Origin of the sequence: Marinoscillum furvescens DSM 4134 (genome assembly GCF_003386095.1) — a bacterium.
Classification (GTDB): domain Bacteria; phylum Bacteroidota; class Bacteroidia; order Cytophagales; family Cyclobacteriaceae; genus Marinoscillum; species Marinoscillum furvescens.
Window position 1 is genome coordinate 20,858 of the sequence record NZ_QREG01000024.1, and the last position, 22,245, is coordinate 43,102.

General features: G+C 46.4%; 16 protein-coding genes. 2 read left to right on the forward strand and 14 right to left on the reverse strand.

All coding sequences use genetic code 11. The annotated features are described in order from the left end of the window. Nucleotides 1-46: 46 nt before the first annotated feature. The 4 genes from C7460_RS19615 to C7460_RS19630 are packed head-to-tail and all read right to left on the reverse strand — an operon-like array spanning nucleotide 47 to nucleotide 5,851. Nucleotides 47-1,246, reverse strand: a complete 1,200-nt coding sequence (locus C7460_RS19615) for an AGE family epimerase/isomerase (protein ID WP_115869840.1) — start codon at nucleotides 1,244-1,246, stop codon at nucleotides 47-49. Beyond that, a complete protein-coding gene (locus C7460_RS19620) occupies nucleotides 1,243-2,184 on the reverse strand; it encodes a DUF4434 domain-containing protein (protein WP_115869841.1) in 942 nt (313 codons plus the stop codon). The genes C7460_RS19615 and C7460_RS19620 overlap by 4 nt, the downstream gene beginning before the upstream one ends. Before the next feature lie 4 nt (nucleotides 2,185-2,188). Beyond that, on the reverse strand, nucleotides 2,189-4,027 hold the full coding sequence (locus C7460_RS19625; protein ID WP_115869842.1) for a sodium:solute symporter family protein: 1,839 nt from the start codon (nucleotides 4,025-4,027) through the stop codon (nucleotides 2,189-2,191). 3 nt (nucleotides 4,028-4,030) lie between these two features. Beyond that, entirely contained in the window at nucleotides 4,031-5,851 is a 1,821-nt protein-coding gene (locus tag C7460_RS19630) for an FAD-dependent oxidoreductase (RefSeq protein WP_115869843.1), read from the reverse strand. A 274-nt stretch (nucleotides 5,852-6,125) separates the two neighbouring features. Here C7460_RS19630 and C7460_RS19635 point away from each other — a divergent pair, with 274 nt between their 5' ends. Beyond that, nucleotides 6,126-7,352, forward strand: coding sequence for an ROK family transcriptional regulator (locus C7460_RS19635; RefSeq protein WP_115869844.1), 1,227 nt, complete (start codon nucleotides 6,126-6,128; stop codon nucleotides 7,350-7,352). Here C7460_RS19635 and C7460_RS19640 read toward each other — a convergent pair. The 10 genes from C7460_RS19640 to C7460_RS19685 all read right to left on the reverse strand — a co-directional run bounded on the left by C7460_RS19640 (nucleotide 7,349) and on the right by C7460_RS19685 (nucleotide 21,437). Next, a complete protein-coding gene (locus C7460_RS19640; RefSeq protein ID WP_115869845.1) occupies nucleotides 7,349-8,416 on the reverse strand; it encodes a metallophosphoesterase family protein in 1,068 nt (355 codons plus the stop codon). The two genes, C7460_RS19635 and C7460_RS19640, sit on opposite strands and share 4 nt — an antisense overlap. Before the next feature lie 81 nt (nucleotides 8,417-8,497). Continuing rightward, nucleotides 8,498-10,180 carry an alpha-glucosidase gene (locus tag C7460_RS19645; RefSeq protein WP_115869846.1) on the reverse strand — a complete coding sequence of 561 codons (1,683 nt, stop codon included), beginning with the start codon at nucleotides 10,178-10,180 and terminating at the stop codon, nucleotides 8,498-8,500. A 35-nt stretch (nucleotides 10,181-10,215) separates the two neighbouring features. Next, nucleotides 10,216-11,862, reverse strand: a complete 1,647-nt coding sequence (locus tag C7460_RS19650) for a glycerol-3-phosphate dehydrogenase/oxidase (protein WP_115869847.1) — start codon at nucleotides 11,860-11,862, stop codon at nucleotides 10,216-10,218. Beyond that, entirely contained in the window at nucleotides 11,859-13,346 is a 1,488-nt protein-coding gene (glpK, locus tag C7460_RS19655; protein WP_115869848.1) for a glycerol kinase GlpK, read from the reverse strand. The genes C7460_RS19650 and glpK overlap by 4 nt, the downstream gene beginning before the upstream one ends. A 16-nt stretch (nucleotides 13,347-13,362) precedes the next feature. Next, nucleotides 13,363-15,063, reverse strand: coding sequence for a sodium:solute symporter (locus C7460_RS19660; protein ID WP_115869849.1), 1,701 nt, complete (start codon nucleotides 15,061-15,063; stop codon nucleotides 13,363-13,365). Nucleotides 15,064-15,254: 191 nt separating this feature from the next. Then, entirely contained in the window at nucleotides 15,255-16,859 is a 1,605-nt protein-coding gene (gene treF, locus C7460_RS19665; RefSeq protein WP_245986491.1) for an alpha,alpha-trehalase TreF, read from the reverse strand. 13 nt (nucleotides 16,860-16,872) lie between these two features. Further along, entirely contained in the window at nucleotides 16,873-18,213 is a 1,341-nt protein-coding gene (locus C7460_RS19670; RefSeq protein ID WP_115869850.1) for a vanadium-dependent haloperoxidase, read from the reverse strand. A 374-nt stretch (nucleotides 18,214-18,587) separates the two neighbouring features. Continuing rightward, nucleotides 18,588-20,219 carry an L-glutamate gamma-semialdehyde dehydrogenase gene (pruA, locus tag C7460_RS19675; protein WP_115869851.1) on the reverse strand — a complete coding sequence of 544 codons (1,632 nt, stop codon included), beginning with the start codon at nucleotides 20,217-20,219 and terminating at the stop codon, nucleotides 18,588-18,590. Nucleotides 20,220-20,364: 145 nt separating this feature from the next. Beyond that, nucleotides 20,365-21,057 (reverse strand): YjjG family noncanonical pyrimidine nucleotidase, encoded by a 693-nt coding sequence (locus C7460_RS19680; protein ID WP_170148113.1) that lies wholly within the window; start codon nucleotides 21,055-21,057, stop codon nucleotides 20,365-20,367. Continuing rightward, the gene (locus tag C7460_RS19685; protein WP_115869853.1) at nucleotides 21,054-21,437 is read right to left on the reverse strand and encodes an ArsR/SmtB family transcription factor; all 384 of its coding nucleotides are present in this window, start codon (nucleotides 21,435-21,437) and stop codon (nucleotides 21,054-21,056) included. The genes C7460_RS19680 and C7460_RS19685 overlap by 4 nt, the downstream gene beginning before the upstream one ends. A gap of 142 nt (nucleotides 21,438-21,579) precedes the next feature. Here C7460_RS19685 and C7460_RS19690 point away from each other — a divergent pair, with 142 nt between their 5' ends. Then, nucleotides 21,580-22,200: a carboxypeptidase-like regulatory domain-containing protein gene (locus tag C7460_RS19690; RefSeq protein ID WP_115869854.1), complete on the forward strand. Its 621-nt coding sequence runs from the start codon at nucleotides 21,580-21,582 to the stop codon at nucleotides 22,198-22,200. The last annotated feature ends 45 nt before the right edge of the window (nucleotides 22,201-22,245 follow it).

A 22,245-nucleotide genomic window follows, 5' to 3' on the forward strand; every position in this document is an offset into this window, starting at 1 on the left:
GTTAAAAGAGAATTAACTTATTTAATTTTTTTATTAAGTAAGCCCGCTAATTATCTGCTGGGGCAACCTGACTATTTTTTGAAGCACGTTTTTCTGACTTTTCCAATGTCTTCCAAACCTGCATCAAACCCCTGGGCACATGGAAGCATCCCTTCCATTTTCCGCCTTTCAGCTCATTGAGTCGGCTACCATCACGATGTAGGTATCCAAACCACTCACCATGCGCTTCATCACGGAAATGCGTCCAGGCATAGTTATGAATTTTATCAAACCAGTCTTTCACTTCTTCGTTCGGCTGGTAGGCATAGGCTTTGGATAGACCCACCAAAGACTCTAAATGTACCCACCAGAGTTTTTGATCCCACTCCAGCTGCTGCATCGGATGACCTTTGCGGTCCATAAAGTATAGAATACCTCCGTGCTCCTGATCCCATCCATAATCGAGCAAACGCATCATGATCGTTCGAGCTTTCTCGATGAGCGCAGCATTGTTTTGTCTCACACCCAAATCCATGATAAACCACATGGCTTCTATACCATGACCTGGATTGATCAAACGTCCATCAAAGGAATCAGACAAGCTTCCATCCAGATGTACGTTTTCCAGGATCAGGTCTATGTCCTGGTTGTAAAACACGTCCATTACTTCATGGATCACATCTTCGATCAGCTCATCTACCAACTGCTTGTCCAGCAAATGCTCCATCTCCAGCGAGAGGTTACAAAGGATCATGGGCAGCGCGAAGTTTTTAAGCTCTCGTGTACCCGGATACGCCTTATTGTACTTGCCTTTGGTATTGGCGCGGCGTTTCAAAATATTTCCGAAAGTCCGCTGTGCAAGCAATGCATATTCTTCATTGGGTACAGCCTTGTAAAGGGCACCAAATGCCATAGCGGCAAAACAATCTGAAAAAATATTGTATGGCTGCACCAGGGGCTGTCCCTCCCTATTGAGTGAAAAATACCAATTTCCTTCACTATCCATCCCATGCTTCAATAGGAAGTCGGCCCCTTGCTTAGCTATATTCAACCACTCGGATTTTTGCTCTACAGTATTGTAGAGAGTGGCAAACATCCATACTTGTCTGGCCTGCAGCCAGATAAATTTATCCGTGTCGTACACCTTACCAGTACGATCCAGACAGGTAAAAAATCCACCGTTTTCACGGTCTATCGAGTGCTTTTCCCAAAAGGGAATCACCCCTTTTAGCAATTCATCCCGATATATATTGATGTAGTCTGTCATCCTTTTTTTAGTCGGTTCATGTATTCATTATATCTATTGTACAGGTGGTGTGCCTGCACATAGCTGGACTGTGGACTCATAAAATGCGAAAACTCAAAAGTGATCGCCTTGTCCACTCCTGCCTTAGCAGCAGCTTCCAGTTTCAGTCTTAGTTTATCAAATTTGATAGGCAGAAACTTGATGGGCATGTCCCGATCAAAGCTCTCTGCATTGGTCCAGCTGGTCATGCCATATTTATCCGCAAGCTCCTTATTGACCTGTAGGAAATCTGCCAGCTCGTCATAGTCGAGGTGCCCATCCTGAAAAGCCACGATATCCACTGCATCTTTGATCCCATCAAAGATCTCATCCCACTCACGCTGGTGGGTTTCTAGTGATACCGCATCTTCTTTGGAGAGGGAAGAACTGCTGGCCATAACTGCCTTTTTCCCATCTACCCAAGGGGAAATGAGCGTAGGAAGTCCGCCACTCATGTCTTTGCATTGCTTGCCCAGTGTGCTAAATGCCTCTATGGCACCTTTCGTCTTACGGCTGATTTCCGTACTGATATACCAGCCACCGAAGCTCTTTTTATGACCGTAGGTAGACCATACTTCATCGATCACATATTTGTTGGATTCGATCTCGTGATGTAAATCCCCAGTTTGCCAGTAGTGTCCACTGTCATAAAGCCCGAAAAACAATTTCATATTGCGCTCTGCTGCCAGATCCAGGAATAACTCCACCAAATCTTCCGATGGTCGGTAGCATCCATAGTTTTCCTGAAGGTACTTGCTCGGGTAGGTGATGAATCGGCCATAGCCACAACGAATAATGATCACCGTATCTATGCCAATGGCTTTCATATGATCAAAATCCTGCGCCCACTCCTTTCTACCCCAATTTTGATGTGGGATGTCGTGAGAGATTTCGTCTATAAATGTTCCTGTTATCTTCATCCAATTATTCGTTTGAAGCTTCGTCAGCCGTTTTTAAGTGATTCCACCAGAACTTCTTCAGCAATACCGTAGTGAGGATAAATACCCCTGACCAAATCACCATTTCTGTGTTTTGGCGAATCATAAAGTAGATCGGCAAGACCACCTGCGCCATTTGCCAGATGATACCCACCAGCACATTGAACGTATCACGACCCAGGTCCTGATTTGGCACGAAGGAAGGATCTTCTGCCATCACCTCGCGCTTGATAGGCCCCCAAAAGCCCCATGGCTTGGTCTGCTTATAAAATTTCTTGATGTCCTCCCGGTTTTCCAAAGGAGAGATAAATGTACCGATGATACTCCCCAGCAGAGCAAACCCGAAAATGATCGGGAACACGTAGATGTCCACATACTGTGGGTAGAAAAAGAGCTTGGCTGTGGAAGCAATCAAACCAAACAACATGCCATAGAAGTAGCCGTATCCGCTAAACCTCCACCAAATCCATTTCAGCATGTTGGCAGCCACATAACCTCCATACAGTGCTGAAGTAAGCCACAGTGTTAGTTCATTGAGTGAGGCTGCATTAAATCCAAATATCACCCCAACCACTACCAAAACAATAGAGGACAATATACTCAAGGTAATGTAGCGCTTGTTACTGGCATTAGGATTGATGTATTTCTTATAAATATCGTTGACGAGATAGGCCGGAGCAGCATTGACAAAGGCCGAGAAGGTACCCATAAAGGCAGAAAGGAAACCTGCCAAAATCAATCCTTTGATTCCCACCGGCATAAACTTGGAGATGGCCAGCGGCAGTACTTTTTCAAAATCGATGGTATCACCTGCGAGTTCATCACCGAGGTATACCAACGCTAGTACGGAGAAGCCAGCGATCATGAGATAACGAGGAATATACATTACCCAAATCGTCGTAAAGCTCATTTTAGCAGCTTCGGAAGGCTTTCTGGCAGCAAGCAAGCGCTGCATGTCGTAGCTGGGTACAGGCCCGGCGATAGAAGCAAAAATTCCTTTAAAAAGCATCATCATGAAGAGGATACCAAAGAACCCAAAGCCGTCTCCGTCTATTTTGTCATTCACCCCCGGGAATGGCGTGTTGGTCCAGTCGAGGTTGAGCTCCCAGCCAAACCACAGGTCTTTCCAACCTGCCGGCACTACTGCGCTGATCTGCTCGGCAGATACTGAAGTAAAAGCAATGTATCCTACGGCAAAACAGCTGATAGTCATAATGACAAACTGTAGCACTTCCGTAGCTACCACACTATACATCCCTCCCTTTACAGTATAAAGCGTGGTGAGAAATATGATGAGCATGGCGTAGGATCGCTCCGAAGAAATCTCCCACCCCGCTAGCGCAAAAGACAAATCCCAGGGGAGAATAGAAGTACAATACTTGCCGATACCTTCGAAAAAATAAGCGATAAAGCCTACTACACTGATCACGGCAAAAGTCACTACGATGATGTGTGAAAGCCTTGCTCCTTTACCATCTCCAAAACGGAAGGTAATCCACTCGGCACCAGTCATTACTTTGGATCGGCGCAACCAGATAGCCAGGTAAACAAAAATAAATACCTGATTCCAAACCGGCCAGAGCCACGGGATCCAGGCACTTTTAAGTCCATAGACAAATAAGATACTTACCGTCCACATGGTCCCGGAGATATCAAACATCCCCGAAGCATTACTAAGTCCGAGGTAGTACCATTTCATGGTATTGCCTCCGAGGAAATACGACTCCAGGTTGGATGATGCCTTTTTGGAGATATAAAACCCTAAAAAGAGAATCCCTGCTACGTAAGCAAAAATGATTGCGATATCGAGTGCTTCCAGCGACATATATTACTTTTCTGAAATTAAGTGACCGTCAAAGTTGACAGGTTGTGCAAATGGGTCAAGTGCGGCCTGTAGATAGACGGCTACCTCTGCTCTTGAGAGATATGACGCTTCGGTAGAAATGCCCGGGATTGTCTCCAAATCCCGGGGCATTGAAACACCTAACCAACTAAAAATTTCCTTTAAAAACTTTGTATCCACCCAGGCACCAGAAGCATGTACCTCTTTTAATTCCGGATAATAGGAAAGCAATCCTTCTTTGAGTTGGTACTGGCTGATGGGCTGACTGGGGTAAAACCATGTCTCATTGGCCCACTTGTAAGGCACTCCAGTACCTTTCATGATGCCTGTAGCCCCTATTTTTTGGATGGCTTCAAATGCCGGGTGCGTAGCTGCCACATCTTTGTAGGGCATCAGGTAAGCTCCCTGATCCAGCAGCGCCTGCTGTACTTCTCTAATGCTTACTTCTGCCGGGTTGACGTCCTGCTTTGCCGCTACTGCCGCCAAAGCACCCGCTGCCTGACCGATACCCATCACTACAGGTTGTAGGCGAGTAGCTCCGTTGACGATATTGGAAACACCAATACTTTTTTCTGCAAATACAAGGTTTGGCTGACTCTCAGGCACCAAAGACCCGAGTGGAATATTGTAAGATGGCACCTTAATGTTGATAAAATCAATGTCTGGAGCCTCCTCATTTTTGTCATGATGATGATCTATAGGGTAGTCACCTACTGCTACTCCGGTGCGGTAATATTTTTCGGGCTGATCAAAAGGTGCAGCTAGATGACGCACGGCCAGCAAAGACTTTGCCACAGGTCGTCTGGCCTCTCTATGGTATGGTATGAGTGGAAATTCATCTTTAGTAGGAAACTCATCCTCGGCAAGCCCAAGGTGCTTATACCCCAGCTCGTGCTGAATGAAATAAATAAACTTACGGGTATAGTCTTTGGCCTCTTCCAGCCTGTCTGCTCGCTCTTTCTTATTTAGCCCAATGAGATTTACATAAAAGTCATTCCCGCAGTTTGGCCAGTTGATCATGTACTTGCCGTTGGGTAATTTGCCATAGTCCAGCATCATGTCACAGGATACTCCGTCGCCCTTTTCACCCGCTGGCACACAGGCACAAGCAAATTCTTCAGGATCATATCCGGCTGGTTTTTTTATGGTCTTGTCAGCACCGGCACCATAGTCTTTCAAAATAGCTACATAGGTAAGGTCCTGAATGATATCATTGGCATCTTCTGGCGCAAAAGCATCGACTGACTGATCATCCATACCCACGGTATAAGGTACTCCGAGCATGGCCGAAACATCTCCCAGTTCTGTAGCATCGATTACTACTTTGGCGGTGATCGTTTTGGTTTTTCTACCTACCTGATAGCTGACCTCCCATTTGTCGGTATAGCTTAAAGACTTCAGGCTAGCTTTATGTATGACATTGAGATTTGGATAGCCCGATGCGAGCTCTGCCAGCTTGGCCGCCCCCACTGCAGGCTCAAACAAACAATGACTAACCCATCCAGTAGCCACCGCCTTGGGACCACCATAATGGTCATATAGCTTTTGCCTAAACTCTCCCCACAGACCAGATGGCAGTTCATGATTGCCATCTATAGCTGAAACTCCTGCAGAAGTAAGCATCCCCCCAAGCCACGGAGTTTCCTCAACCACCAGCACTTCGACATCCATTCTGGCTGCCTGAATAGCTGCCATGGTACCTGAGGCACCTCCTCCGATGATTACTACATCCGCCGAAGACTGTGCAAATGCTGGCATCGAAAAAGCCAGGACTAGAAGTGTAAGTATGATTCGTAGTTTTGCCATGTTAAAATAACTTTCGAAATCCGAAGATATATATTTTATGTTTTAAGTATTAATACTTTATTAATTTTTTTAATAAGTTAATTCACGCCACAACTTTTACCGACGGCAAAAAAGCTAAGTTTCTAATGGAGAAAGGATGTTTCTGAGCGTTTTTCAAGGGCATTGCTATGCTGCCAATTATTAAATAATTTTTAAATGACTGCATTGGATTGTTAAAAAGAGTTGATAATATAGCATATCACACGCATTCATCATTTTTAACCACGCCATAGGAATGTCTAAGACTTTTTTCGAGCGCCTCAACCTCATGACCCCATCGGGGGTAGCGTACAAAAACGTAAACCTGAAGAAACAGATCCTGGCCTACTTTGCCAATTCGGGCAATGCCACTATAGCAGATCTATGCAAAACACTTACACTGAGCGCCCCTAAAGTCACCAATCTCATAAACGAACTCATAGAAGAGGGCCTTGTCAATGACTATGGAAAGGATAGTTCTACAGGAGGCCGTCGGCCCAATATCTACGGCCTGGCTCCAAATGCAGGCTTTTTCCTGGGCGTGGACGTCAAGCGCTACCATCTCAACATCAGCTTGATCGATTTTCGAAAGAATGTAATCGAGATCAAAGAAAATTATCCCTACCAGCTGGAAAACACTCAGGAATCACTTGACGAGCTATTGGGCATCATTACTTCCTTTATCAATGGGCTCAAGATTCCGAAGAGCAAAATTCTGGGCATGGGTATCAACCTTTCCGGACGTGTAAACCACACCACTGGATACAGTTACAGCTTTTTCCACTTCCAGGAAGACCCGCTTAGCAAAATCATTGAATCGGCCATAGGCATACCTGTCACACTCGAAAACGATTCGCGTGCCATGGCATTTGGAGAATATAGTAAGGGTGTGGTGCGTGATGAAAAAAACGTCATCTTCCTCAACCTGGACTATGGTATCGGTATCGGCATTATCATCAACGGCCAGATATATTATGGAAAATCTGGCTATTCGGGAGAATTTGGTCACATCCCTATATTTGATAACGAAATCATCTGCCACTGTGGCAAAAAGGGCTGTCTGGAAACAGAAGCCTCCGGATGGGCACTGCTCAACACTTTCAAAGAACATGTAAGAGCTGGATCTAGCACCTCTGCCATGCTAAACAAAAAAAGTGTGGACGAGCTGAAGCTCAAAGACATCATAGAAGCCGCCAACAGTGACGATGTGCTGGCGATAGATCTGATAGCACAAATAGGCAACAAGCTCGGAAGAGGCATTGCACTACTGATCAACCTCTTTAACCCTGAACTTGTCATACTAGGTGGAAGCCTTGCAGCCACGGAAGACTACATACGGCTCCCTATGAAGAGTGCCATACACAAGTATTCGCTTAGCCTGATGAGCAATGACACCCAGCTCAAGATCACTGCACTCCCCAACCGGGCTGGCGTAATGGGTGCTTGCCTGCTTGTACGCAACCGCCTTTTAGATCTGGCTTAAGCTAAGAATTTAATGCGCGTAAAGACATAGTCCAACGACTCTTCATTGATAACCATTCGGTAAAAATCGGTTCCAGGGAGATTTTCAGATTGATAGCCTGTCTTTTGCAGGTATTTGCTAGAAATGCTACCGTCGAACCAATGTACCAGGCGGATTTTTCCATCTTCTATCTCCAGACACGTCATTCCTCGTTTTCCAATCACACACCCTGAATTGAACAAACACGGGATATTGAAGATCGTGTTGTATACGTAGTTTTGATAATTGGTGTCTTTTACCTGCTTGTAGTATTTCTTAAGGTCTTTCTTGTGGCCCTTTATGGCTTTTCGCACCTCATCAGTTCTACGCACCGGATCCGTAGCATATTCACGGCACAGCTGTTCTATTTTAAACTTGAGGCGATCCACCTTATGCAAAGACTCAAACAATGGCCGATGCGTATGACCGATGATAGAAACCACTTTGCGGTAAGCAGAGTAGTGGTAAGCACGCTTCTCGATATTGTATTGTTTCTTGCTACTGTGTGCTACCGAGTAGTTTTTTATGCCCAAAGGGTTGGCAAAATACTTTAGTGTAAAGCCAATCAGCTCGTTGTGCTTTTGAAACTTCTTGGATGCCTGATGGCCATGAAAGAAAAACAGATGATTGTCATGGTAGCGAAGCCTGAAAGCTTCCAGGTGCTCATAATCAAACGGGTGGTCCTTCATCAGGCTTAATTCCAAATCATGATTACCTATGGTCTTTAGCAGTCGCGTGGAGTCGCGGATTTCATCAAAAACCTCATAAACCTCTCGCCATCGATTGTAGATTTTTTTTAGCGAAAAGCGCTGCATTTCCTCCACGTCACCATTGAGGATGAGTGAAAACTTATCGCGCAGATAATACTTTTTGAGAGCTGCCTGAAATAAGCCCGAATTTCGTTTAAAATCATCGGTAGACCCTCCATCTCCCATATGGAGATCACTAAAAACAACCCACCGGTCTTTTTTGCTTAGCTCAAAAACCGGGGAGTTGTCATACAGGTCATCCAGATTTTGGTATACAACTTTGTTGGTGATTTTCACATCAATAATTTATATGAAACCACCAAATTAAAGACTTAAGCGCGGTATTTCTTTACTTAAAACTTAAAGAATTGTTAGGCATTACAATTCAATATGCCGAACACGCGCCAACACCGCCTGCCACGGTTTTAGTTTCACTTTTCCACTTTGTGGCTCACCAAAGTCAAAGTCATTGGCCTCTACTATGCGAAGCTTACTACTATCAAATCGATCGTCCAGCCCAAATTCCTGAGTCTCCTCAGAAAAATTGAGTAAGACTAAATATGCAGCCTCTTCATCCCATCTCCAAAAAGCAAATACACTCGGATGATCTTCCTGAATGGGGGCAAAATCACCATAAACAAGTGTCGGGTGCTCCTTTCGCATCGCCACCATCCGGCGATAAAATGCCAGAATAGAGTTCTCATCTCCTTCCTGACTAGCCACATTGATTGCCGTATAGTTAGGGTTGACTTTGAGCCATGGAGTGCCTGAGGTAAAACCAGCCTGCTCAGCATCATTCCATTGCAGCGGTGTACGGGCATTGTCACGGCCATTGATATGGACGTTCTTTAAAAACTGATCCAGGTCTTTTCCTTCAGCTTTCCACTCCTTGTAAGCATTTTTGATCTCCACATCGTCATATTCTTCTATGGTGTCAAAAGCCACATTGGTCATACCTATTTCATCACCCTGGTAAACGTAGACCGTGCCGCGCATGCTAAATAGCAACAAGCTCAGCAGTTTGGCGGACTCTTTCCAGTACGCTCCGTCATCCCCAAAGCGAGAAACGATTCGCTGAAAATCATGATTCCCTAGAAAGACGCTACCCCAGCCCTCTTCTTTAAGGTACTCATCCCACAGCCTGAAGACTTTTTTGAATTCCAGAAAATCGATGGGCTTGGGATCAAATCTACCTCCGGGTCCATGATCCATAAACATGTGCCCAAAATGAAAAATCATATTAAGAGCCTCCGCTGAGCTGGATACATATTGCAGGCCGCTTTCCAGATTGATACCTGGACCCTCACCTACTGTCATCACATCGTACTTACTCAGTACTTCACGGTTCATTTCCTGGAGAAACTCCTGCACACGCGGGCCATTGGCGTAGACGTTATCGATGGTCTTGTTGAAGTCCTTGTAAGGTGAATCTTCGAAGTTTCTTTTTGAAATCACGGAAATCACATCCATCCGGAACCCATCTACTCCTTTGTCCAGCCAATACTTCATCAGCTTGTGCACCTCCTCACGTACTTTCGGGTTTTCCCAATTGAGGTCTGGTTGCTTTTTGGTGAAAAGATGTAGGTAATACTCGTCAGTGGCCTCATCGTATTCCCAGGCATTACCACTAAAAAAGGACTGCCAGTTGTTAGGTGGGCCTCCGTTTTTGCCAGGCTTCCAGATGAAGTAGTCCCGGTAAGGGTTGTCTTTACTCTTGCGGGACTCCTGAAACCATTTGTGCTCATCAGAGCAGTGGTTTACCACCAGGTCCATTAGCAGTTTCATCCCACGCTGATGTATTCCCTCGAGCAGCTGATCAAAATCAGCCATCGTGCCGAAATCAGCCATGATATCGTAGTAGTCACGAATATCGTAACCATTGTCATCATTGGGGGAATCGTACACCGGGCATAGCCAGATAACATCCACCCCAAGGCTTTTGATGTAATCAAGCTTTTCAATAACCCCAGGCAGATCGCCTACACCATCTCCATTGCTGTCTTTGAAGCTCCGCGGGTAGACTTGATACACCACGGCTTCTTTCCACCACTTCTTGTTCATACTATTCTATACTTCTTTATACTATTACTTTTCGTCTAATCAAACTTACTGGCTACTTCCAGACCATGCTCCAGCCATCTCTGCTCTTGTCGCACTCTGTTTTCATCCCAGCCAAAAGCAGTTGTCATGTGTTCGGTCACCGGTTCTATTAGTTTGGGAATGGTATTGATATTGAAATAAAGCCTTCCTGTGCGCCGTTCAAAAAAGTCAAGTAATGAATGCACAGCTTCTTCGGCTATGGTATACTCCAGCTCTGCCAGTGCCAGACGGATCTCTGCATCCTGTTCGGCTCGTTTGTGAAACAACCGCAGAATATCACCTGTCTGCCGACCGTAATTCCCTACCAAATAAGCACCGTAGTAGCTATCCAGGCCAAGTGCTACCACCTGAGCTTCGATTTCCCGCTGGTAGGCTTCTACATCCTTTCCCCCTTTGAAAACCCCACCACTCAGCATGATTTTGTCTGTGAAGCATTCTTGCAGCGTTTTTGCCACTGATTCATCCATTTTATTAACCAGTCGGTCTACGATCCTTTCGGCCATTTTGCGATAGCCAGTGAGCTTACCTCCCGCTATAGAAAGGAGCCCTGTTTCAGACTCAAAAATCTCATCCTTGCGTGAAAGCTGCGATGCTGACTTACCCTCCTCCTCTATCAGTGGTCGCAGACCTGCCCAGCTAGACTCTACATCAGCTATGTCCAGCGTAATTTCTGGAAAGATGTGCTGCACGCCATTGATCAGGTATTCCACATCCACCTTGTCAGTACGGACGTCATTGATATCTCCGTGGTAATCAGTGTCGGTGGTACCAATATATGTCACGCGATCTCTGGGAATGGCAAAAATCATCCGACCATCCGGCACATCAAAATATACCGATTGGCGTACGGGGAATTTTTCATGTGGCACTACAATGTGCACACCCTTAGTAGGATGCAGGTGCTTTCCTTCCAGAGATTTATTCTTTTTACGAATTTCATCTACCCATGGTCCGGCGGCACTGATCGTAAAGGTGTTTTTGATCAGGTGCTCCTCACCTGTCAAATGATCTTTCCAGTGAATTCCGGAGATTTTTCCGTCAGTATATTCAAAATCTGTGGCCTCCGCATAGTTGATCACATCTGCACCCATTCGTACAGCTGTCTTGAGGATCTCGATCGTTAAGCGGGCATCATCCGTACGATACTCGGCATAGATCCCTCCTCCTTCTATTTTGGATGCATCCAAAAGGGGCTCAATTTCGAGTGTTTCCTGCTGATCGAGCATTTTTCGCTGATCTACCTTTTCCACACCGGCGAGCACGTCATATACCATCAGCCCTACGGAGGTCAATATTTTGCCATAGGTACCGTCCTTGATGAGTGGTAGCAACATTTTTTCTGATTTCACCAGATGGGGCGCCAGTTTATGCACCACGGCTCGCTCCTGTCCTACTTCACGCACGAGTGCCACCTCAAATTGCTTGAGATAGCGCAGCCCACCATGAATCAGCTTGGTAGACTTGCTACTGGTTCCTGAAGCAAAATCATTTTTCTCTACCAGGGCTGTTTTGAGCCCACGAGAGGCGGCATCCAGTGCGATGCCTGCGCCGGTGATTCCTCCTCCTATGATCACCAAATCATAGGCATCATTTTTCAACTTATGGACTAATTCGCTTCGCTTCGTTGCGTCAAATGTGCTCATACCTCATCCTCCCTAGCCCAGTCAAAAGTTCTTTTCACGGCCTTCTGCCATCCCTTATATTTTCGATTTCGTTGATCCTCTGCATACTCCGGCTCAAACTTCCTTTCGGTTTGCCGCAGCTTTTTGAGATCGTCAAGCTTCCATACACCTGCCTGAAGGCCCGCCAAATAAGCCGCCCCGAGTGCAGTGGATTCTGTAATAGCCGGCCGGTCTACTGCTACTCCCAAAATATCGGCTTGAAATTGCATGAGATAGTCATTTGCGGTAGCTCCCCCATCTACCATGAGGCAGGAGAGACTAATGCCCGAATCCTGCTCCATGGCGTCTTTCACATCACGCGTTTGAAAAGCTATGGACTCAAGGGCTGCTTTTACGATTTCGTTTTTGCCTGTATCTCTGGTAAGTCCAAAAATGGCCCCTCGAGAGTATTGATCCCAATAAGGCGCCCCCAGTCCAGCAAATGCTGGCACCAGAAATACCTCGTCGGATTGTGCTTTCTCAGCGAAATATTGCGAATCTGAGGCATGATCAATAATGCGGAGCCCATCCCGGAGCCACTGAATGGCAGCCCCGGCAATAAAAATGCTCCCCTCCAGCGCATATGTCAGTTTATCAGAGGTGCTGCAGGCCATAGTAGTAAGCAAACCATGCTTCGATAGCTGACAATCGCTTCCCGTGTTCATCAACATAAAACAACCCGTACCGTAGGTGTTCTTAGCCTGACCAGGCTCAAAGCACGCCTGACCAAACAAGGCTGCCTGCTGATCTCCGGCGATTCCCATAATCGGAATTTTTCGGCCCTTGTATTCAAAGTCACCAAAATGATGAGACGAAGGATGTGCTTCAGGCAGCATCGATTTGGGCACTTGCAGCAACTCCAACAATTCATCATCCCACTGATTGGTTACGATATTGTAAAGCAAGGTACGTGAGGCATTGGTGTAATCTGTGGCATGCACAGCACCTTTGGTGAGTTTCCATACCAGCCAGCTATCTATCGTACCAAAGCATAACTCCCCTCTTTCTGCCCGAGCTCTGGCTTCCGGCACATTTTCCAGCACCCAATTGACCTTGGTGCCTGAGAAATATGAGTCAATCACCAACCCAGTCTTCTGCTTCACCATTTCTTCTTTGCCCTGCTTTTTCAGCTCTTCGCACAAGCCCGAAGTGCGCTTGTCTTGCCATACGATAGCCCGACAAATGGGCTCGCCGGTCTCACGATCCCACACTACAGTAGTTTCCCGCTGATTGGTGATGCCAATGGCTGCAATATCCTCAGGATTCACCTGATGTTCGCTCAGCAAATTTCGCAAGACTTCCGCCTGAGTGCTCCAAATTTCCTCTGCGTCATGTTCTACCCATCCAGGCTTTGGGAAAAACTGGGTAAACTCCTTTTGCTCCACGCCGACCATCCCTCCCTTTTCATTGAAGAGGATAGCTCGGGAGCTCGTGGTACCTTGATCTAGAGCGATGATGTAGCGCATAGTGTTGTTTATTTGCTTACCAGAAAAATGCAACTACCACAGCCGTGATAATGAGCAGTATCACAGCCAATACTCGATAGTTCTTATACCAAGACAATCCCTCTAGTTCTTTTGTTTCGGCTTTGTACAGCCCAACGTTCCAGGTGAGGGTGTCTACCACTTCCTGGCTTGGCGGTGGAGTGAGGCTACTTACGATCACATGCACGATGATACAACCCAGCATGAGCAGTGGCGCTTTGTGCAGGTAATGGATCTCGGTAATAGCCGGAGCGAAATCGTACATACCAGCCACAATTACAAATACTGAGAAGGCAAGGCCGGCCATAAGTGCAGCAAAAGCACCGTGTCCGTTAGCCCTTTTCCAAAATAAACCGACCAGGAATACGGCCACTACAGGAGGAGCGATGAATCCAAGCACTAATTGCAGGTATTCCCAAAGTGAATCGGATATTTGCTCAATGTACTGGGTCCAAAACGCAGCCAGAAGCACTAAAACCACTGTAGCTACCTGCCCCACACGCACCAGTTGCTTACTGGTAAGTCCGGGTCTCAGTTTGGTCACAAAGTCCATGGTTATCAAAGTAGACGCAGAATTTAGCGTAGCTGAAATACTACTGGACATGGCTGCCAAAAGTCCTGCAATCACCAATCCCAAAATCCCTGTAGGAAGTAACTTGTAAAGCATCACTGGATAGGTCATGTTCGGGCAGTCTTCCAGGTTGTTACAAACTACCGATTGACCGGCCTCATTGGTGATGTAGTAGTTGAGTCCGGAAATATCCAGGTCTGAAAAGAGCACAATGGCCATTACCCCTGGCAAAATCATGATAAAAATCACGGGGACCTTCATAAGTCCTGCAAACAAAGCACCCCAGCGTCCATGGTTAAGATCTTTTGCGCTAAGCACGCGCTGTACCATAAACTGGTTGTTGGCCCAGAAATAAAAACCCAATAGCGGCACTCCAAACAACAGCCCCGTCCAGGGCATGTAAGCGTCATTATTGGCTGGCCCGGCCATATCAAATACGTCTTTAGCTGGCTTATCCAGGTATCCCGACCCATGGAGCATGTCGAGCCCAGACATCATTCCAGACCAGCCGCCTACTTCTACAAAACAGAAATAAGTAATGATCATGGAGCCTATAATCAGCAAAACGGCCTGAATTACTTCGGTATGTACTACCGAAGAAAGCCCCCCAGGAATCGTATAAGCCGCAGCTGCCAGCGCCAGCCCTATGATGATGTAGGTAGAGTCTATTTCAGGAAAAATGATTTTCAATATCAGGTTGCCAGCATACAACCCGGAGCTGGTATCGATGATCACATTGCCCACGATGGTAATGAACGAAAAGTAGTATCTGGAACGACTATCATACCTGCGCTCTAGAAACTCTGGCATGGTGTAAACCTTGGACCGCAGGTAGAATGGCAGGAAGAATATGGCAAAAAACACCAGCACCACTGCGGCCATCCATTCGTAGTTGTAAACCGCCGTATTGGTTTGGTAAGCATCTGAAGAAAGGCCGATGAGCGTATTGCTACCGATGTTGGCAGCAAATAATGAGATCCCCACCACCGGCCAGGTCATGTCACGTCCAGCGAGGAAATATTCCTCCGAGGACTCCTGTTTTCCTTTGGAGATACCATACCAGATGATCCCCAGTATATACACCACGATGATGGCAATATCTATAAAGCTTAGTGATACACTTTCCATTCTTAGGGTTGATTTGAGATTGAATTCGCACCCTATGATAGTAAGAAAATGACACTAAAACCTACTTTTTCGTTGAGCCTTTTGCCATTATGAAAATGAAAACGATTGAAATTGAAAATATTTTCAATTCCCCCAAAAGACAAGCTGAAACATGAGCAGTTACAGCCAGTTTTTAGTCTCTGGCCGGATAGCTAGTAAGCGACATCCTCAGCTAAAAATCCCAACACCACACCGTTAGTCCAGCCAAAGCCATCCTGAGTAGGATACTCTCCCCCTCCGGCCAGCAGCGTAGTGTCCGCCACGTTGTATTTTTCCATCATTTTCCCTGTGTTTTCATACACCTTCTTGTTGATGGATAGCCAGCGATTTTTGATGCCATCGGCGAGCGCTTTATGTCCATAATGCTCCAGCCCTTTCACACCGATCCACTGCAGTGGAGCCCAGCCATTGGGAAAGTCCCACTGCTGGCCGGATTCCAGCATTGTGGTAACGAGGCCTCCAGGCTGCAGCAAATGTTGCTCCTGCGCTGCAGCCTGCAAGCGGGCTTGCTCAGGTGTAGCTGTGAGGAAATACAAAGGGTATGCTCCAGCCATGGTCACCTGGTCTTCGAGTTCTCCTGACGTCCACACATAGTCCGTAAAAGCATTAACCTGGCCATTCCAAAACACACGCTGTATAGCTTCTTTACGGTCTTCCGCTCTTACCTGATAACCGGTGGCTTTGATGTCATTTCCCGCCAGTTCGTACAGGTTAGCCAGGGTATTTTCCATGGCGAACATCAGGCAATTGAGATCTACTGGAAGGATATCTACCGTGCGAATAGACCCAAAATCATCCTTTTGCTCAAACCAACGCGTGCTGTAATCCCAGCCTGACTCTGCTCCTGCCCGTAGGTTGCGGTAAAGCACAGGCTTTTCGGCATCTTGGAGGTGTTCGGCGAGCTCTACGTCTTCCCGGTGCGATTCTGGTCTGGGGAAATCCAAAAAATCCCAGTAGCGATTGAGAACGGTGCCGTCCGTCAATCTTACCACACGATTGATGGCTGGTTGATCTTCCGAAAGCTTCTCGGCGCCTTCCATCCAAAAATCATATTCACGCTGCACAGCAGTAAGGTAATCCAGCCCCTTTTCTTCTTCTGTGAGCTGCATGAGCAAGTTGACCATGGAGGCAAAATAGGGCGGCTGGCTCCTCCCGAGGTAGTAGGTCCGGTTTCCATTTGGAATAAACCCTACAGAATCAATCAAAAAGGCGAAATTATCTACCATAGCTTCCACCAGATCTATACGACCAGAAGCACCCAGCCCGATCATGGTAAAGTAGCTATCCCAGTAATAAATCTCCCTAAAACGACCTCCGGGCACCACATAATCCTCTGGCAAACCAATCAGTGTGGAAAACGCATCATTAGCCTCTGATGATCGTGTGAGGTAATCCCAATGCTCCTCCAGATGAAGGGCAAATTCACTTTCACTCTCGTAGGCTGTATTGGAGGGCACTTCTGGCGCATCAAAATTCGCCTTTACAAAGGCTTCCAGGTCGAAAACCTCCTCTTCTCGGAGCTCCAAATAATCAGAGAGAATCTCTGCTGGTGGACGCTTAGGCACACAGTCTACAAACGTCTTGGAATCTGGGTATATCCCAGCCATCTGCACTTCATGAAAAAGTGGCCCTAGTGATTCCCAGGGTTTATAAAAGCCAGATGCACTGGAAGTGGCCTGCTCTTTTTCGGGAGTACAAGAAAAAAATAGCAGGGCCATGAGCCCTGCTATTAAAGGTTTTTTAGTAGATCTTATCATGATGGGGTTAAGGTTATTTGGTGGCTAAAGACTCATTTTTTCGGGTACGTATATTGGCCACCACATGCTCACCTACCTTCTCCCCTTGCGAAACACCATTTTCTATTGCCATCATGTAGTGGATACCGCCATACAATCTACTGATGGCTGCTTCTTCACTTGCCTCCAAAAAAGAATTGAAACTGCGCTCAGGCAAACCGTACTCCATTTCAGTGGTGTCATTAAAGGCAAAATTATCTCCATAGTAGTATGTCAGTGTGACTGCAGCAGCCCTGGAAATCACGCTATGACCACTTGTGTACTCAGGAAAGGGTGGTGTTTGCAGCAGAGGCGTCCATTCTTCGTCCATGTACTGGTTGATGAGTGTTTCCGGACGCACAACAATGCTCCTCCACTTCTCATCCCAGCAGCTGATAAATCCATCAAACAAAGCAATAGAAGTCCGAGTGAAGGCTTCTACCGTTTCTGCAAAATCACTATTTGCTTTGCGACTAGCTATGGCAACTATCCCCATCCAGTGTCCTCCTGGGGTGATTTTTTTGGTCGCAAACATGGCATGCCCTCTATGGTGCGATACGTAGGGGTTGCAATCCCAAAACTTGGCAATGGCTTTGTGTTCTTCGGTCTTTCCAGACCCAAATTCATAAACTTCCAGGAGCTGATTGTGAAACTCGCTGCCTTCTTCCATGGTAAGCTCCAGAGGCGGTACTGGTGGATACTGATTAGCTGAGTCCAGCACCATTGGCCGGATTTTATTCCAATGGGGCTCTATCCCTTCCATGTAATCCGGAGGTGTAGGCTTCCACGCAAAAGTCTCACTTCTTACCGTATACTTGGGGTAGGTGCGCGTTTGCTTGTACATATCTCCATCTGCCCAGTCCAATATGTGTTTTGCCACAAGCTCACCATAAGCCAGCGAACGGTTCTTAAGGCTAGATGAGAGGCCCTGATCTTCCAGTCGCTCGTACAGGTTTTCGCGAAAAGCATCTATTTTCTCTTCTGAGAAAATCAAGGTTTTACCCACTGTCAAAAATGCATGTAAACTAGCCAAATACGGGTCTATCTCCTCGGTAGGTGCCGGTGGTGTGATGAAATCGGTCAGCTGACCTCCGAGTGACAGCAACGTGTCTTTTTTGGCATGTGCCAGCACCTCATACGCGGCAATATTTGGGTATACATACACCCTACTGGCTACCGGAGGAGAAAAAATATCATAGACAATCACATCGGTAAGCTGCTTCATGGCTGTCTGATAAGTCTCCGGATCCTGCAACACCTTTCGGTAAGCAGTGTTCTCTGTGCATGCTCCCAGGGTGAGAGCTCCCAGCAGAGTTAATAATACATACTTCTTCATTATTCTATACTTCTTAGTTGAGCTGTGCAAACAAAGTTAATAAGTCATGCGAACACCGCATACTGAAGCGGTATTCCTACGAAAATTCTGCAAAATACCTTATTTATCCATTTTAAAATGGTCAAAATACCCAATTTATGGTATTTCATTGGGGAGATTCAGTTGGTAACTTTAACCTAACAAACAGATTCACAAAAACCTCATCACCATGATAACCACTATAGTAGGACTGGTTTTAGTCATCACCTTTATACTCCTGGAGAAAAACTGGGAAGCTTCGAATCATCACTAGCCTAACTTGAGGAAGTCAAACAGGACAAAAAAAGCCACCCGATTTGGGTGGCTTTTTTTATTTGACATAAATCTCTGTTATGCTATTCTTCACCTAAAAACGGATAGCGATAGCTTTTTGGTGGCACCAGTGTCTCTTTGATGGTACGTGCGCTCACCCATCTGAGGAGGTTGATGCCAGCTCCAGCCTTGTCATTGGTACCTGAGCCTCTGGCTCCTCCAAAAGGCTGCTGCCCTACTACGGCGCCTGTTGGCTTGTCATTGATATAGAAGTTACCCGCAGCGTTTCGCAGCTTACGTGTAGCCAGCTCCACCGCATAGCGATCTTTTGAAAACACAGCACCTGTAAGTGCATAAGGCGAAGTGCTGTCTACCAACTCAAGTGTTTCTTCGAATTTGTCTTCATCATAGACATATACCGTAAGCACCGGACCGAAAATCTCTTCTTCCATGGTGGTATAGTGAGGGTCTTTTGCCAGGAGAACTGTAGGCTCAATGAAATACCCTACCGAATCATCATAGTTGCCTCCGAAGAGCACTTCCACATCTGCATCTTGCTTTGCCTGATCGATGTAGCCGGCGATTTTCTTAAATGCATTTTGATCAATTACTGCATTTACGAAGTTGGAAAAGTCTTCCGGACTACCCATGCTGATGTCTTTCAGGTCTTTGCCGATCAGCTCTTTTACTTCCTCCCACAGATTGGAAGGGATGTACGCACGTGATGCCGCACTACATTTTTGTCCCTGAAACTCAAACGCGCCTCGGACCAACCCTGTAGCCACTTCCTGAGCATTAGCAGATTTGTGAGCAATCACAAAATCTTTACCACCAGTTTCGCCCACGATGCGCGGGTAAGACTTGTACAGGTCTATGTTTTCACCAATGGTTTTCCACAGGTGCTTGAATACTTTAGTACTGCCTGTAAAGTGCAGGCCGGCAAAGTCCGGGTGCTTGAAGATCACATCCCCTGCCACAGGTCCATCCACATAGATCAGGTTGATGACACCATCAGGAAGGCCTGCTTCTTTAAACACCTCCATGATCACCTGCGCAGAGTATACCTGGCTATAGTTTGGCTTCCACACCACCGTGTTGCCCATTAGTGCCGGCGCGGCTGGCAGGTTGCCACTGATCGCTGTGAAGTTGAACGGAGTGATGGCAAAAACAAACCCTTCAAGTGGGCGGTACTCCATGCGGTTCCATACGCCTGGCGAAGATTCGGGCTGATCCATATAGATCTCCTGCATAAAGGCAGCGTTGAATCGCAAGAAGTCTATCAACTCACAAGCCGCATCAATCTCTGCCTGAAACGCATTTTTAGACTGAGCCAGCATCGTTGCCGCATTGATTTTTGCACGGTATGGACCAGCGATCAGGTCTGCAGCTTTCAGAAAAATACTCGCTCTGTGTTCCCAGCTCAGGTCTTCCCACTGCTGCTTGGCAGCCAGCGCTGCATCTATCGCCTGCTGCACATGGCTGGCATCGCCTTCATGAAAGTAGCCCAACGTATGCTGATGATCGTATGGAGGGCTCATTTTGATTTTGTTGCCCGTGCGCACTTCTTCACTGCCGATGTACATCGGTATGTCTGCTTCGTGCTTGCGAGCTTCTTTCACGGCTTGCTGGAGCGCTTCACGCTCGTCTGTACCAGGTGCATAGGAGAGTACCGGTTCGTTGCTTGGCTCCGGTATGTAGTAGTTTCCCTTTGGCATAATTGTGTTGTTTATTTTTTCGTTTTTAAAGCCGAATCGAGCATTTCCACTCCTGGGTATGAAAAATCAGGATGACCAATAGCAACCGGGGAGTTAGTATCCTGCTCTTTTCGGGGTACAAAAGTATAAAATCCGCTTTCGTCTATTAGAGTAATCTCATTAATTCCCCAAGATGTTTGATCTGGTACTGACATTCGCTCTTTATTTTTCCTGTCGGATTAAAAAGCAGTGGGGTGATCCCGGCATTTTGCGCACCCAGAATATCCGTTTTCGGATTGTCTCCAATCATGAGTGCCTGCCCACAGGTGGTACCTACCGTATCCATGGCATGCTCAAAAATCTCTGCGGAGGGCTTGCGAGCACCTATGGTATCAGAGGTAAAAACATGCTCAAAAAACTTATCCAGTCCACAGGCTGATAATTTGACACCCTGCACGTCGTTAAAGCCATTGGTGATGATGCTCAGCTGATATTTTTTAGTGAGATACTCCAATATCATAGCGGCATCTTCCATCACGCCGGGCTGACGCGGGCAATTGAACCCAAAATACCTGGTCATCTCATCCGCCAGAGAATGATCCTCTGCACCGCAAGCCAGCAGCACCTGCCGAAACCTGCGCTCTCGAATTTCTTCTTTGTCCACTTCACCCCGATCGAAAGCCTTCCACAGGGCTCCATTGGCTTGAAAAAAGTGTGTGATAAAACCATCTACATCCAGCGTAGTAAGCCGGCTTACCTCATAGCGGGTATAAATGTCTTGAAGCACAGCACGGGCATTGGTATCATAATCCCAGAGCGTATGGTCCAGATCAAAAAATATGTGTGTTACATGTTTCAACTTCGATATCCTTTTGCTGCCAGCTTATTGATGGCGAGTTCTCTATTGGAGTTCATTACATTGTAAACCTCCTGATCGTTCTGAAGTTGTACGTCTTTGTTTAAAAACTCAAAAATCTGCGCTACCATGTCGTAGGCTTCTTCCTTGATGCTATAAAAGACCCATTGATCTTTCTTGGTAGCATTCACGAGGCCCGAGTTTTTCAGGTATCCGATATGACGTGAGGTTTTGGTTTGCGTAAAATCCAAAATAGCCTCCAGATCAGATACTGCAAGCTCGTCGTTTTTAAATAATAAGTGAATAATGCGCACCCTTGACTCATCTCCAAACGCTTTGAAGATTTGGGTACCGTACGTAAGGCTAAAGTTCTTTAAACGCATGTCCTAAGGCTGGTAAAAACCCAAAGATAATTTTCATCACTACCTTTGAGGGAGAATGATGTTAAAAAACGTTTAGGAATTTGACATTTGGCAAACTTTTCGCTCAAATTCCGTCTTAGTAAAAGTAAAAAGGTTCATAGACTTGCGCATTACCCTCACACTCATTGTATTTTTCACGCTCTGCACATCGGCCTGGTGCCAAGACACCCCAAAAGAGCCCAAGGTTATCCAGTTTACTGGCGTGGTGATGGCACCAGACAGCAACTCCGTAATCCCCGGCGTACACGTATATGCACCTCTCGGTGGGCGTGGGACCACTACGAATCCCTATGGCTTTTTCTCACTACCCGTACTGGAGGGGGACAGCATCGTCTTCAGCGCTATTGGGTTTCAAAAGCGCTCCTACATCATACCGGAACACGACGAGCCAAATAGCCTGCGACTAATTGTGACTTTGGAAGAGGACGTCACTTTGCTCAATGAAGTGGAGATTTTCCCATACCCCACAGAAGAGATGTTTAAAAAAGCTGTACTCTCTCTGGAAATGCCCTATCAGCGAGAATACAACAACATGAACGCCTGGCTACAGAGCGAGTACATGAACACTGCCTATGCAGAGCTATCCAACAGCGCCAATGCCAATCAGCGCTACTATCAGCAGCTCCAGATGCAGGCCATCCAAAACCGCTACCAAACGCCTAAAAACAACCTGCTTAACCCCTGGGCATGGGCCAAAGCAATCAACGACCTCAAGAAAAAATAAGCACAAAAAAAGCTTGCTAACCCCAGTGAATGTCACAGATATTAG